At 53.6% G+C, this 13,889-nt stretch carries 15 protein-coding genes; 10 read left to right on the top strand and 5 right to left on the bottom strand.

Annotation, left to right across the window (positions count from 1 at the left end):
* Window positions 1-77: 77 nt before the first annotated feature.
* The 6 genes from ACE3MN_RS16445 to ACE3MN_RS16420 all read left to right on the top strand — a co-directional run bounded on the left by ACE3MN_RS16445 (window position 78) and on the right by ACE3MN_RS16420 (window position 3,866).
* Window positions 78-815 (top strand): phosphatase, encoded by a 738-nt coding sequence (locus ACE3MN_RS16445; RefSeq protein ID WP_049085353.1) that lies wholly within the window; start codon window positions 78-80, stop codon window positions 813-815.
* 22 nt (window positions 816-837) lie between these two features.
* Window positions 838-1,392, top strand: coding sequence for a molecular chaperone (locus tag ACE3MN_RS16440; RefSeq protein WP_004871244.1), 555 nt, complete (start codon window positions 838-840; stop codon window positions 1,390-1,392).
* Window positions 1,393-1,495: 103 nt separating this feature from the next.
* The gene (locus ACE3MN_RS16435; protein ID WP_004871242.1) at window positions 1,496-1,978 is read left to right on the top strand and encodes a DUF1097 domain-containing protein; all 483 of its coding nucleotides are present in this window, start codon (window positions 1,496-1,498) and stop codon (window positions 1,976-1,978) included.
* A gap of 301 nt (window positions 1,979-2,279) precedes the next feature.
* Complete coding sequence (locus ACE3MN_RS16430) at window positions 2,280-2,585, top strand: type 1 fimbrial protein (RefSeq protein ID WP_102650281.1); 306 nt, start codon at window positions 2,280-2,282, stop codon at window positions 2,583-2,585.
* A gap of 89 nt (window positions 2,586-2,674) precedes the next feature.
* A complete protein-coding gene (gene ymdB, locus ACE3MN_RS16425) occupies window positions 2,675-3,229 on the top strand; it encodes an O-acetyl-ADP-ribose deacetylase (protein WP_049085355.1) in 555 nt (184 codons plus the stop codon).
* Between the two features lie 46 nt (window positions 3,230-3,275).
* Window positions 3,276-3,866 carry a TetR/AcrR family transcriptional regulator gene (locus tag ACE3MN_RS16420; protein WP_024359559.1) on the top strand — a complete coding sequence of 197 codons (591 nt, stop codon included), beginning with the start codon at window positions 3,276-3,278 and terminating at the stop codon, window positions 3,864-3,866.
* 36 nt (window positions 3,867-3,902) lie between these two features.
* Here ACE3MN_RS16420 and mdoC read toward each other — a convergent pair whose 3' ends face one another.
* A complete protein-coding gene (mdoC, locus tag ACE3MN_RS16415) occupies window positions 3,903-5,063 on the bottom strand; it encodes a glucans biosynthesis protein MdoC (protein WP_004137241.1) in 1,161 nt (386 codons plus the stop codon).
* Between the two features lie 252 nt (window positions 5,064-5,315).
* Here mdoC and mdoG point away from each other — a divergent pair, with 252 nt between their 5' ends.
* The 3 genes from mdoG (at window position 5,316) to ACE3MN_RS16400 (ending at window position 9,684) form a co-directional block, all read left to right on the top strand.
* Window positions 5,316-6,869, top strand: a complete 1,554-nt coding sequence (gene mdoG, locus ACE3MN_RS16410) for a glucans biosynthesis protein MdoG (protein WP_024359558.1) — start codon at window positions 5,316-5,318, stop codon at window positions 6,867-6,869.
* A complete protein-coding gene (gene mdoH, locus ACE3MN_RS16405; protein WP_024359557.1) occupies window positions 6,862-9,390 on the top strand; it encodes a glucans biosynthesis glucosyltransferase MdoH in 2,529 nt (842 codons plus the stop codon). Before mdoG ends, mdoH begins: the two co-directional genes overlap by 8 nt.
* 66 nt (window positions 9,391-9,456) lie before the next feature.
* Complete coding sequence (locus tag ACE3MN_RS16400) at window positions 9,457-9,684, top strand: YceK/YidQ family lipoprotein (protein ID WP_004131344.1); 228 nt, start codon at window positions 9,457-9,459, stop codon at window positions 9,682-9,684.
* On the opposite strand, the gene ACE3MN_RS16395 is transcribed toward ACE3MN_RS16400, so the two are convergent.
* The 3 genes from ACE3MN_RS16395 to ACE3MN_RS16385 form a co-directional block, all read right to left on the bottom strand.
* Complete coding sequence (locus tag ACE3MN_RS16395) at window positions 9,685-10,071, bottom strand: MysB family protein (RefSeq protein WP_004137236.1); 387 nt, start codon at window positions 10,069-10,071, stop codon at window positions 9,685-9,687.
* 79 nt (window positions 10,072-10,150) lie between these two features.
* The gene (gene mdtG / locus ACE3MN_RS16390) at window positions 10,151-11,401 is read right to left on the bottom strand and encodes a multidrug efflux MFS transporter MdtG (RefSeq protein WP_004137235.1); all 1,251 of its coding nucleotides are present in this window, start codon (window positions 11,399-11,401) and stop codon (window positions 10,151-10,153) included.
* 175 nt (window positions 11,402-11,576) lie between these two features.
* Window positions 11,577-12,497, bottom strand: coding sequence for a Kdo(2)-lipid IV(A) acyltransferase (locus ACE3MN_RS16385; protein ID WP_101868147.1), 921 nt, complete (start codon window positions 12,495-12,497; stop codon window positions 11,577-11,579).
* A gap of 209 nt (window positions 12,498-12,706) precedes the next feature.
* Here ACE3MN_RS16385 and ACE3MN_RS16380 point away from each other — a divergent pair, with 209 nt between their 5' ends.
* Complete coding sequence (locus ACE3MN_RS16380; protein WP_004137233.1) at window positions 12,707-13,771, top strand: rhodanese-related sulfurtransferase; 1,065 nt, start codon at window positions 12,707-12,709, stop codon at window positions 13,769-13,771.
* Here the strand turns inward: ACE3MN_RS16380 and ACE3MN_RS16375 are convergent.
* Window positions 13,757-13,870 carry a YceO family protein gene (locus ACE3MN_RS16375; protein ID WP_004101037.1) on the bottom strand — a complete coding sequence of 38 codons (114 nt, stop codon included), beginning with the start codon at window positions 13,868-13,870 and terminating at the stop codon, window positions 13,757-13,759. The genes ACE3MN_RS16380 and ACE3MN_RS16375 overlap by 15 nt on opposite strands.
* Window positions 13,871-13,889 lie beyond the last annotated feature (19 nt).

The following is a 13,889-nucleotide window of genomic DNA, read 5'->3' as shown; positions in this document are numbered from 1 at the left end:
CCCCGCCTGAGCGGGGTTTTGCTGATCATGGGCGCAGATTCCTGCTATTCTTGCCACAAACAGAGAAGGAGATTGTGATGTATCCTGTTGACCTGCACATGCATACCGTCGCCAGTACCCACGCTTACAGCACCCTGCACGACTATATTGCGCAAGCAAAGCGCAAGGGGATCAAACTCTTTGCTATTACCGACCACGGGCCCGATATGGCCGATGCGCCGCATTACTGGCATTTTATTAATATGCGTATCTGGCCGCGGCTGGTGGATGGCGTTGGCATTCTGCGCGGTATCGAAGCCAATATCAAAAATACCCAGGGCGAAATCGACTGTACCGGCCCGATGCTCAACTCGCTGGACCTGATTATCGCCGGTTTTCACGAGCCGGTATTCCCTCCGCAGGACAAAGCGACGCATACAGAAGCGATGATCGCCACGATAGCGAGCGGCGCGGTGCATATCATTAGCCATCCGGGTAACCCTAAATTTCCCGTTGACATCCCGGCCATTGCCGCCGCCGCGGCGAAGCACCATGTGGCGTTGGAAATCAATAACTCCTCTTTTGTCTCGTCGCGTATCGGCAGCGAAGATAACTGCCGCGCCGTTGCGGCGGCCGTACGCGATGCCGGTGGCTGGGTGGCGCTGGGCTCGGATTCCCATACGGCATTTACGCTCGGTGAATTTAGCGAATGCCGAAAAATTCTTGATGCCGTCGGTTTTCCGGAAGAGCGAATTCTTAACGTAACGCCCCGGCGTCTGCTTAATTTTCTTGAATCGCGCGGCATGCCTGCGATTCCTGAGCTGGCTGAACTTTAATGTGAATAACTGGAATAAATGAATGAACGAGTTTTCAATCCTCTGCCGCGTGCTGGGCTCTCTCTATTATCGTCAGCCGCAGGACCCGCTGCTGGTTCCGCTCTTTACCCTTATCCGCGAAGGGAAGCTGGCGGCGAGCTGGCCGCTGGAGCAGGATGAACTGTTGGAGCGCCTGCAAAAAAGCTGTGATATGCAGTCGCTGGCCGCCGAATACAACGTGCTGTTTGTCGGTGAAGAGTGCCGCGTCGCGCCTTACCGTAGCGCATGGGTTGACGGCGCTACGGAAGCTGAAGTCCGTGGTTTCCTCACCGCACATGGCGTACCTACGGGGGAGGGGGCGGCGGATCATTTCGGCTCCTTGCTGCTGGCCGCTTCCTGGCTGGAAGATCACGCGGCGGAAGAGGAAAGCGAAGTTCTGGAAACCCTATTCGCGGAATATATCCTGCCGTGGTGCGGTGAGTTCCTGGGCAAAGTTGAAGCGCATGCCACCACGCCGTTCTGGCGTACGATGGCCCCGCTGACTCGCGAAGCGGTCTCCGCTATGTGGGATGAACTGCAGGAAGAAAATGAACAATAATTTGTGATTTACATCACAATTTAAATGCAACGCAATATTTTTAATTTCATTTAGTGTGCTCTGTGTCGCATTTGACGGGCGCGTTTCTGTTATGATACGCGCCATGAACATACTCTTCGCAATCGCATTAACGACGGGCATTCTCTCCGGTATCTGGGGATGGGTGGCGGTCGCATTGGGTCTGCTGAGCTGGGCGGGGTTCCTCGGCTGTACGGCTTACTTTGCCTGTCCGCAAGGTGGGTTAAAAGGGCTGTTCATTTCAACCTGTACGGTCATGAGCGGCGTTGTGTGGGCGCTGGTGATTATTCACGGCAGCGCGCTGGCGCCGCAGCTGGAAATTGTCAGCTATATCATGACCGGCATCGTGGCGTTTTTGATGTGCATTCAGGCGCGTCAGCTGATGCTCTCTTTTGTGCCGGGAACTTTTATTGGCGCGTGTGCGACGTTTGCCGGCAGCGGCGACTGGCGTTTGGTTGTGCCTTCACTCGCGCTGGGTCTGGTATTTGGCTACGCTATGAAAAATAGCGGTCTGTGGCTGGCGACCCGGGCTGAGAAAAATAAACCTCTTGCTAACCAAAGCAGCTGATCGTTTTTTAATGTATCCCCGTTGACATCACAAAAGGGCCCTGCGGGCTCTTTTGCCGTTTTTGGCGCCAGGTTTACCCCGTCGTTAATCTCCCCCCTGTATTCTATTTTTCCTTATATATCAAATGTTTTAACTGCACCGAAAGTCAGTGAATCGATTTTGTTATCAGATTCTAACGGATGATGTATTTTGTTTTTAAATTGTTAATATAATTAACTTGAAGTAAAAAAATATAACCCGATGCACTCATGGATGGCTGGTGCTTTTCAGTCGCTATACCGATATGCAGAGGAGTTTTATAATGAAAAAAACCAAATATGCGCCACTTGCCGCTCTGTTTATTTTACCCTGTTTTGTTAGCCCCGTGCTCGCGGAAAAGACCGTGGCCGGCGTCATTCATTTTTACGGGCGGGTGGTGGAAGCGCCCTGTCAGCTTAGTACTATAAATAACCAGATTATTATGGATTGCCCGAGGGCGGAAGCGATTAAAATTTCTGCTCAACAGCTTGAGAAAGGGAATATACACAACGAAAATATCCGTTCTGCGCAATTAAGATATATTAACCCGCAACGGACCCTCGCTATTCTGGATGTTGAGTATCGGTAACCCTCTGCCCCCAGACTTTCGTCCCGGGGGCTATCGTGCCATATTATCCTCATGTATTCATTTGAAGACGTATGCCGACAGGAGGAGAAATGGCTGTTCAACCTGAGGTTGTTCTCGGCGATATTACAACGCTTGCGGTCGAGGTTATCGTCAATGCGGCAAACCCGTCGCTGCTTGGCGGTGGCGGCGTGGACGGCGCGATTCACCGCGCGGCAGGGCCAGAACTGCTGGCTGCCTGTAAAGTGGTGCGGCAACAGCAGGGTGAGTGTCCGCCCGGTCATGCAGTGATTACGGCGGCAGGAAATTTGCCCGCCAGCGCGGTTATTCACGCCGTTGGACCCATCTGGCACGGCGGTGACAGACAAGAGGCGGAGTTGCTGGCTGACGCCTATAAAAATAGCCTGCTGCTGGCTTCGGCAAACAATTATCGTTCTATTGCATTTCCTGCTATCAGCACCGGCGTTTATGGCTACCCTAAAGAGGCCGCTGCGGAGATAGCCGTACGGACGGTAAATGCCTTCCTCACGCGCTATAACCCGCTGGAACGCGTGTGTTTCGTTTGCTTTGATGCCGAAACCGCCGGCATCTATACGCGATTACTTGAGGCAAGTCGCGCGCAACTCGGGCATCAGAATAAGATATGATAGTTTCCTGGGAACGCTGGAAATTATCATAACGGGAGAGTTATCGGTGGCTGAAGGGAAGGTTCTACAAAAACAACGGCTTCGGCGGATGGAAATCGTTGCCGCGGCGCAGAAATGTTTTGCGGAAAAGGGCCTGCACGGCGCCTCCGTAGCGGATATTGCGCGTCAGGCTGGTCTTAGCGTAGGCCAGCTATATCGCATCTTCGCCAGCAAAGAAGAGATCGTTGAAGTCATCGTCAGTGAGATCGTGAATGCCAGAGTGGGCGAAATCGTTGCCGGGAATCATGATTTAGCCCGTATGGCGTCCGTATTAGCCGGCGCGATCCCAGTGACCGGCTCTACAAAAAGCGATAATTATCTGCTGATGGAAATTAACGCCGAGGCGTCCCGAAATCCGCGCCTGCGTGAAATTATGAACCAGGCCGATCGCCGCCTGAAAGAGGAGGGCGGGCGACTAACCCGGCACTATCACCCTGAGATGTCCGCAGAGAAAATTAGCCTCGCCTGCGAATTTATCGCGATATTAACCGAAGGATCGGCCTATCGTTGCGACTTTGCGACGACTCCGACGGTAGATAAAGCGGCGATGGAAAACCTGTACCGCGATGTTTTTCAGCTGCTGTTTACACAAAAATAGCGCTGCTATGTGCGTTCCACACAGCAGCTTGCTGTTTTAACTGGCGGATATTTGCGGCTTAGCCGTCTTTTGCTGGAATTTTCCGGAGAAAAGAAAGCGCAACAGCGGTATCCGCAGATGGATTTCATACAGCACCAGAGCAATCCCGACCACAAAAACCAGCCCGGTTATAAACCCAAGGGTATTCGATTTAATGACCGGTGCTATCCACGCTCCGTAGAGCAGGGTCAGCGGGTGGTGCACCAGGTAGATAAATAGCGATGCGTTGACGAAATAGGTCACCCGCGCTGACTGGAAATTCAACAAACGGTGGCCAAGCGAAAAGACCACGTTGACCATCCATAGCCCCAACACCATGGTAATCACATACTCCGTCTCATACATCCAGCCGTCGCCAGAGCCGTACTGCTGATTCAACCGGTAGGCGATAAATCCGAGTAAAGCCGCCGCAAAGCACCATGGCGATGGGGTCGTAAACATCGTTTTCAGCCGCGCGTTAATAAACGTCTGGGCACCGAGGATAAAGAAAGGCAGATAGAACAGCGTCTGCATCACGATAAAGTTGAACAGGCCATTGCTCAGAATGGGTGGGTAGAGGATAAAAATGGTGCGGCGAATAACCGCATACAGCACGCCCAGCGCGAGAAAAATCATCGACAGCTGGCCTAATGTGACGGTGTCACCAAAGGTTGGCGCAGCGGCAGAACGCGGGCGCGTCAGCCATTTAAACATTACTACGCCCAGCGACGTCAGAACCACCAGCACTAATAAAAACCACAGATGGGAAATCAGCTCCCAGGCGAGGGTGTTGAATTTGTCATAGCCGGAAAGGGTGTGCCAGTTATCCGCCTTACCGTTGACGTACTGCAGCATAATAAACTGCGGTAGGGTCAGGAGGGGGATCGCGGTTAACATGGGAATACCGACACGCTCAACGCGGACTTTCCACCACTTCTTCAGCGGATAGCGCAGAAAAAGCATGTAGGAAAAATAGCCGGAAATCACAAAGAAGACCTGCATGCGAAAGGCATGGATGAAGTCGTTAAACAACGTCAGCCACCAGGAGGGCTCGGCGCTGTTCACATGCCAGCTGTGGCTGGAGTAAATGAGCGAAATGTGAAAAGGGATACCCAATAGCATCAGCCAGGCGCGGATGCTATCGAAAAAATATTCACGCTGTACCGGAGTATTATTCATACAATATCACTACATTCTCAGACAATTCGTCTTATCACTCAACGTGATAACGTTTAAATTCTCTGCAACCCTACATGAACTCTGGTTAACTGTCTCCAGGATAAGCACGCAAAGTGCAATCGGGCCAGTGAACTGTGTATTCCCTGTGCCGCAATACCGAACAATGCAGGGATTATGTTGTCGGAATGCCTGAGTTTCCATTAAAATAGATCGGATCGATTTAAGCACACAAAGGGGGAAGTGCTTACTTATATGAAACATAAACCACAGATGATGAAAATGCGTTGGTTAAGCGCAGCCGTAATGTTGTCCCTGTGTACTTCATCTGCATGGGCATTCAGCATTGATGACGTCGCAAAAGAGGCACAAACGTTAGCCGGCAAAGGCTTTGAAGCGCCTAAAAGTAACCTGCCCTCTGCCTTCCGCGACATGAAGTATGCGGACTATCAGCAAATTCAGTTTAATCACGACAAAGCTTATTGGAATAATCTGAAAAGCCCGTTCAAGCTCGAGTTTTATCACCAGGGGATGTATTTCGATACGCCGGTCACCATTAATGAAGTGACGGCAACCAGCGTACGTAAAATTAAATACAACCCGGACTATTTTAATTTTGGCAACGTGCAGCACGATAAAGACACGGTTAAAGACCTCGGCTTTGCGGGCTTCAAGGTCCTGTATCCGATCAATAGCAAAGATAAGAACGATGAGATTGTCAGCATGCTCGGAGCCAGCTACTTCCGCGTGCTCGGCCAGGGTCAGGTATACGGGCTTTCTGCCCGTGGGCTGGCGATTGATACCGCACTGCCGTCCGGAGAAGAGTTCCCGCGTTTTCGTGAATTCTGGATTGAGCGTCCTAAAGCCACCGATAAACGTCTGACGATTTATGCGCTGCTTGATTCCCCGCGCGCAACCGGCGCCTATCGTTTTGTGATCATGCCCGGCCGCGATACCGTGGTGGACGTGCAGTCTAAGGTCTATCTGCGTGACAAAGTCGGTAAGCTGGGCGTGGCTCCGTTGACCAGTATGTTCCTGTTTGGGCCGCATCAGCCGTCTCCGACCACCAACTATCGTCCAGCGCTGCACGATTCCAACGGGCTTTCGATCCTTGCCGGTAACGGCGAGTGGATCTGGCGTCCGCTGAATAACCCGAAACACCTCGCCGTCAGCAGCTACGCAATGGAAAACCCGCAGGGGTTTGGCCTGCTGCAGCGCGGCCGCCAGTTCTCGCGTTTTGAAGATCTCGACGACCGCTACGATCTGCGCCCAAGCGCGTGGATTACGCCGAAAGGGGATTGGGGTAAAGGGAAAATCGAACTGGTTGAAATCCCGACCAACGATGAAACCAACGATAACATCGTGACCTACTGGACGCCGGATCAGCTGCCGGAACCCGGCAAAGAGATGAACTTCAAATACACCATCACTTTCAGCCGTGACGAAGACAAGCTGCATGCGCCGGATAACGCCTACGTGATGCAGACCCGCCGCTCTACCGGCGATGTCAAACAATCGAACCTGATTCGCCAGCCTGATGGCACCATTGCCTTTATTGTTGATTTCACCGGCGCTGAGATGAAAAAGCTGCCCGCAGATACTCCGGTAACCGCGCAGGCAAGCATCGGTGATAACGCTGAAATCGTCGAAAATACCGTGCGCTACAACCCGGTAACTAAGGGCTGGCGTATGATCCTGCGCGTCAAAGTGAAAGATCCTAAGAAAACCACGGATATGCGCGCTGCGCTGGTCAACACCGACCAGACGCTGAGCGAAACCTGGAGCTATCAGCTGCCTGCCAATGAATAAGATAACGAAGTACATCGACGCATTGCCGCTGTCGGATGCAGAAAAAAGCGCGTTACCTGACGCAAGCCTGCAGGCCGTACATGAAGCACTGGACGCTGAACATCACGTTTTTAAACGCGAAGACGACGCCCCGCTGGGGTCGGTGAAATCGCGGCTGGAGCATAGCTGGCCTGATTCACTGGCCGGTAACCAACTGGTTAAGGATGACGAAGGGCGCACTCAGCTGAACGCCATGCCGAAAGCAAAACGCTCCTCTATGTTTCCTGACCCCTGGCGTACCAACCCTGTCGGTCGTTTCTGGGATCGGCTGCGCGGACGCGATGTGACTCCGCGCTATCTTTCTCGCCTGAGCAAAGAAGAGCAGGAGAGTGAGCAAAAATGGCGTACCGTCGGCTCTATCCGCCGCTATATTCTGCTGCTGCTGACGCTGGCGCAGACCGTTGTGGCGACCTGGTACATGAAAACCATTTTGCCCTACCAGGGCTGGGCGCTGATTAACCCTGCCGATATGGTGGGGCAGAATCTATGGGTATCCTTTATGCAACTGCTGCCGTATGTGCTGCAGTCGGGGATCCTGATTCTGTTCGCCGTACTTTTTTGCTGGGTTTCCGCGGGATTCTGGACCGCGCTGATGGGCTTCCTGCAGCTGCTGATCGGGCGCGACAAGTACAGTATCTCAGCCTCGACCGTCGGTGATGAGCCTTTGAATCCGGAGCATCGCACGGCGCTGATTATGCCGATCTGCAACGAAGACGTTGACCGCGTATTCGCGGGTCTGCGTGCGACCTGGGAATCGGTAAAGGCCAGCGGCAACGCCGAGCACTTTGATGTCTATATCCTGAGCGATAGCTACAACCCGGACATCTGCGTGGCGGAGCAAAAAGCGTGGATGGAGCTGATTGCCGAAGTTCAGGGCGAAGGGCAGATCTTCTATCGCCGGCGCCGCCGCCGCGTGAAGCGCAAAAGCGGCAACATTGATGACTTCTGCCGTCGTTGGGGTAGCCAGTATAGCTATATGGTGGTGCTGGATGCCGACTCCGTGATGAGCGGTGAGTGCCTGAGCGGCCTGGTGCGCCTGATGGAAGCGAACCCGAATGCCGGCATCATCCAGTCATCGCCGCGCGCATCGGGCATGGATACGCTTTATGCGCGCTGTCAGCAGTTTGCCACCCGCGTCTATGGTCCGCTGTTTACCGCCGGTCTGCATTTCTGGCAGCTGGGCGAGTCGCACTACTGGGGACACAACGCCATTATCCGGGTCAAACCGTTTATTGAGCACTGTGCTCTCGCGCCGCTGCCGGGTGAGGGTAACTTCGCAGGTTCCATCCTGTCGCATGACTTCGTGGAAGCGGCATTGATGCGCCGCGCCGGATGGGGGGTGTGGATTGCTTACGATCTCCCTGGTTCTTATGAAGAGCTGCCGCCGAACCTGCTTGACGAGCTGAAGCGCGATCGTCGCTGGTGTCAGGGGAACCTGATGAACTTCCGCCTGTTCCTGGTCAAAGGGATGCACCCGGTTCACCGCGCGGTATTCCTGACCGGCGTGATGTCATACCTGTCGGCGCCGCTGTGGTTCATGTTCCTGGCGCTCTCAACTGCCCTGCAGGTGGTGCATGCGTTGACCGAGCCGCAGTACTTTTTGCAGCCGCGTCAGCTGTTCCCGGTCTGGCCGCAGTGGCGCCCGGAGCTGGCTATCGCCCTGTTCGCTTCAACCATGGTGCTGCTGTTCCTGCCGAAGCTGCTGAGTATTATTCTGGTGTGGTGTAAAGGGCCAAAAGAGTACGGCGGCTTTATCCGTGTGACCCTTTCTCTGCTGCTGGAGGTGCTCTTTTCGGTGCTGCTGGCGCCGGTACGCATGCTGTTCCACACCGTATTTGTGGTCAGCGCGTTCCTCGGCTGGGAAGTGGTGTGGAACTCGCCGCAGCGTGATGACGACTCTACGCCGTGGGGCGAAGCGTTCATGCGTCACGGCTCGCAGATGCTGTTGGGGCTGGTTTGGGCGGTGGGCATGGCGTGGCTGGATCTGCGTTTCCTGTTTTGGCTGGCGCCGATCGTGGTCTCGCTGATTCTGTCTCCGTTCGTGTCGGCCATTTCCAGCCGCGCGACCATTGGCCTGCGCACCAAGCGCTGGAAGCTGTTCCTGATCCCGGAAGAGTATTCGCCGCCGCAGGTGCTTAAAGATACCGATGCTTACCTGACGCTCAACCGTCAGCGTTCTCTGGAAGACGGTTTTATGCATGCGGTATTTAATCCGTCGTTTAACGCGCTGGCAACGGCGATGGCTACCGCGCGTCACCGCCATGGGCATATTCTGGATATCGCACGCGAGCGCCACGTTGAACAGGCGCTGAACGAGACGCCGGATAAGCTCAACCGCGACCGTCGTCTGGTATTGCTGAGCGACCCGGTCACCATGTCACGGTTACACTATCGCGTGTGGGCCGCGCCGGAGAAATACTCTTCGTGGGTAGGCGCCTATCAGCAGTTGACGCTGAATCCGCTGGCGTTAAAAACGAAGTAAGCCGTAGGTAAAGGAAAATACCGGCAATGGCGCCGGTATTTTTTTATCTGAGAATCGAGGTTGTTGATGAGAGTTTTACTGGTTATCGCAATGACGCTGCTTATCAGCGGCTGCGGTAGTATTATCAGTCGCACGGTGCCTGGGCAGGGGCATGGAAACCAGTACTATCCCGGCGTTCAGTGGGATGTCCGCGATTCCTCATGGCGCTATATCACCATTCTCGATCTACCCTTTTCACTGGTGTTTGATACGCTACTGCTGCCGCTTGACGCCAGTCATGGCCCTTATAACTAATTAGCGTTCATCCCATTCATCGGCTGCGGCCTGGCCCTCTTCGGTATCAAGAGAGGGTTCAAGCTGAAATTCGCCTTCATCCCATTCGTGCAGCGTATTTTCTTCCAGCCACTCCTGGCGAAGCTCAATCTCATCATAATCGCCATCAAAGACGCTTTGCGCTGCCTGACCGCTGAGGACAGGCAGGCATTCGCCCTGTTCATCCTCGTCGGCAAAAAATTCTGCCTGCCAGGCAATATCGCCGTCCTGGAGTACATACTTCTGAATATTTAATTGCTCGATGCTGGCGCTCTCTTCGTCGCTATCGGGATTATTAGCCAGAAACTCCTCGCGGGCGGCATCGATTGCTTCTTCAAGCGTGGCATAGAACATCGAATCCTTTGGCATGGCTAACCTCCTAAGATGAATAGAAATGAATACGATTCAATCTATAGAAGGCGGTTGGCGATGCGTCAAGGATGGGGCATTAATTTACCGAATGCGTGCCGGAACCCGTATTGTCGGTTGCTTGAGGGCGGCGAGAACGGCCAAGGGTCAAGGTCGAGTAGACCGCGTTGAACAGGACCACACCGGCGGTGACTAGAAAGACCGCCCGGAAGCCGTAATTGGCGGAAACCGACGCGCCGATAAGCGGTCCCGTAACGTTGCCGATATCGCGGAACGACTGGTTATAGCTGAAGATTCTGCCCGAGATTTGGCTGGTGGAGTTATACACCAACAGGGTTTGTACGGCGGGCAGCAGCGCGCCGTCGGCGGCGCCTAATAGGAAGCGCAGGATCCCCAGCTGCAGCGGCGTCTGGACGAACGACATCGGTATCAGAAGCAAGACGGAAATTACCAGCGCGACGATGAGGATTTTTTCCGGGCCGATGCGGTCGCCGAGTTTCCCGAGACGAGGCGCGCTAAGCAGAGCGGCAATACCAGGGACTGAAGCGATCATGCCGCTGATGAACGCAATATCACTCACGTTGCCTGCCAGATCGCGCACGTATAGCGTTAGAATTGGAGCAATCGAGCCGGTCGCAACCTGGATAATCAATGAAGTGACAAACAGGCTCAGCACCAGCTTCGGATTTTTAAGCGACGAGAAAACGTCTTTCGCGCTGAGCATCTCTTTTTTACTGACCGCGACAAAATTCTCGCGGATGAGAAAAAGGGTAAATAAGAAACAAATAAACAGGACGCTTGCGGTCATAAAGAAGACGGTACGCAATCCCCAGTGATCGGCCAGGAAGCCGCCGGCCAGCGGCCCCAGCAGCGCGCCGCTGACGGCCCCCGTAGACAGCGTCCCCAGCGCCCAGCCGCTCTTATGGCGGGGGATTTGCGTCGCTATCAGGGCATTGGCGTTGGGAATAAATCCGCCGAGCAGGCCTAACAGCGCGCGCAGGATCAGAAATTGCCAGATATTCTGCGCCAGGCCCATTAGCAGCATGACGATTGCCATACCAAGGGCCGAGCGCAATAGCATAATTTTACGCCCTTTACGATCGGCAAGGCCGCCCCAGAAGGGGGAGGCGACGGCTGAAAATAAAAAAGTGACGCTGAAAACCAGACCTGACCACATATTGAGGGCGCTATGGCCGGTTACGCCGAGTTGTTCGACGTAAAGCGGGAGAAACGGCATCACCAGGCTAAAGGCGGCGCCGGTTAAAAAACAGCCGAGCCAGGTGACGGTAAGATTGCGTTTCCAGTTAATGGGGGTATCAGCAGACGGCATAGGATTCCACTGGCCTGCAGCGCAGGTCAAATAATTGAAAATATGAGCACGCTAATTATGCGCCTGAGAAATGATTGCCGCAATGCAGGGGAGCTTTTAAAGCTAAAGGAAGGGCATTGACCCCGCATCCGTATTCGAATGCGGGATCGCCGCGCGACTGAGCGCGGAGAGAGCGCTAGTAACGAGAAGGAACGCCTTCAGGGCGCGTTTTAAAGCGGCGATGCATCCACATATACTGTTCCGGCGCCATTAATATGCACTTCTCGACCACTTTATTCATCCAGACGGCGGTCGTCTCCGCATCGTCCAGCGGCGGATCGCACTCCGGCGGCAGGATAATCAGCTCATAGCCTTTACCGTCGGGTTTACGGCGGGGCACGAACGGCACAACGCAGGCTTTAGACATCTTTGCCAGCATCCAGGTGCCCGAAGTTGTCGCGGCCTGGTCAACGGCGAAAAACGGCACAAATACGCTAGCGGAGGGGCCATAGTCATGGTCCGGCGCGTACCAGATCACTTCGCCCTTTTTCAGCGCGCGGATCATGCCTTTGAGATCCTTACGATCGATCATGTCTTTGTTGGAGCGCAGGCGTCCCCAGGTCTGCAGCCAGTCGATAACAGGGTTATCGTTTGGGCGATAGACGCCAATGCCCGGTTCATTGATACCGAACATGCGCGCGCCCATCTCCAGCGTCAGGAAATGAATGCCAATCAGTAAAATACCGCGCTTTTGCGCCTGTACATCCCGGATATGCTCGACGCCAATAGAGTCAGTCCAGCGTGCAATACGCTTTGTTGGCCAGAACCAGGCCATACCGGTTTCCAACAACCCCATGCCGACGGATTCAAAGTTTGCCACCACCATCCGGTGACGCTCTTGCTCGCTCTTATCAGGAAAACAGAGTTCCAGATTACGATAAGCTATTTTTGCCCGCCGCTTCATCAGCCGTCTTGCAAGGTGGCCAAGACCGGTTCCGAGCCGGTAAATCACCGGATAAGGAAGCTGTACAACTAACCAGAGCAGACCGATTCCGAACCAAAGAAACCAATAACGCGGGTGCAGCAACGCTGCGGAAAATTTAGGTAAATGGGTCATCTCATACCTGTTCAATTAAGCAACGTGTTCTATTATCGCATTTTTTTATGCTTCAGCCAAAATACCGGCTGTCGATGGCATTTAATGTTAATGCGAGCAAATTTGGGTGAGAAAAATGTAGCGTAAAATGTGGGGATGTAAATTAAGCCTGTTTGCTATATGATGCCCGCCGTTTATTTTACTCATTGACTATGCCGAGCAGGTACACCATGCCAGTGTTACATAACCGCATTTCAAATGAGACGTTAAAGGCGCAAATGTTGGCTGAGACCGAGCCGCGCACGACGATCTCGTTTTACAAATATTTCACTATTATCGACCCAAAAGCCACGCGCGATGCGCTGTGGATTGCGTTGACTAAGCTGAACGTCTTTGGCCGAATTTATCTGGCTCACGAAGGAATTAACGCGCAAATTAGCGTCCCGCAAAGCCGGGTCGATGCGCTGCGCGAATTCTTATACGGTTTTGACCCCGCTCTGAACGGGCTGCGCCTGAATATCGCCCTGGATGATGACGGGAAATCCTTCTGGGTTCTGCGTCTCAAGGTGCGCGATCGTATCGTCGCGGATGGGATTGACGATCCGACGTTCGATGCGTCAGACGTGGGGGATTATCTGAAGGCCGCTGAAGTTAACGCGATGCTGGACGACCCGGACGCGGTCTTTATTGATATGCGCAACCATTACGAGTATGAGGTCGGCCATTTCGAGAACGCGCTGGAGATCCCGGCAGATACTTTTCGCGATCAGTTGCCGAAGGCCGTTGAGATGATGCAGGAACATAAAGATAAAAATATCGTCATGTACTGCACCGGCGGTATCCGCTGTGAAAAAGCCAGCGCCTGGATGAAGCATAATGGTTTCACTAAAGTCTCGCATATTGAGGGTGGGATTATCGAGTACGCGCGGCGCGCGCGCGAACAGGGACTGCCGGTTCGCTTTGTCGGAAAGAACTTTGTTTTCGATGAGCGTATGGGAGAGCGTATCTCTGATGATGTTATCGCCCATTGCCATCAGTGCGGCGCACCCTGTGACAGCCATACCAATTGCCTGAACGATGGTTGCCACCTGCTGTTTATTCAGTGCCCTTCCTGCGCGGAGAAATTCGCCGGCTGCTGTAGCGAAGCCTGCATGGAAGAGCATAAGCTGCCGGAAGAGGAGCAGAGAAAACTGCGCGCAGGACGCGAAAATGGCAATAAGATCTTTAATAAATCTCGCGGTCGTCTGAATACGAAGCTGGGGATCCCGGATCCTGAACCTTCAGAAAAACCATAACCAGATAAGATCGATGAACGCCAGCAGTAGCCACAGCGCCAGATAAATCATAAAATGTTCGCGGACGTTGTTGACCAGTAATTCGAACAGGCGACGCATAATCTCTCTCAATCAATAA

Origin of the sequence: Klebsiella grimontii, from assembly GCF_042137965.1 — a bacterium.
In the GTDB taxonomy this organism is placed as follows: domain Bacteria; phylum Pseudomonadota; class Gammaproteobacteria; order Enterobacterales; family Enterobacteriaceae; genus Klebsiella; species Klebsiella grimontii.
Note: the sequence above shows the minus strand (reverse complement) of the source record. Positions and strands in the feature narration are given on the sequence as shown.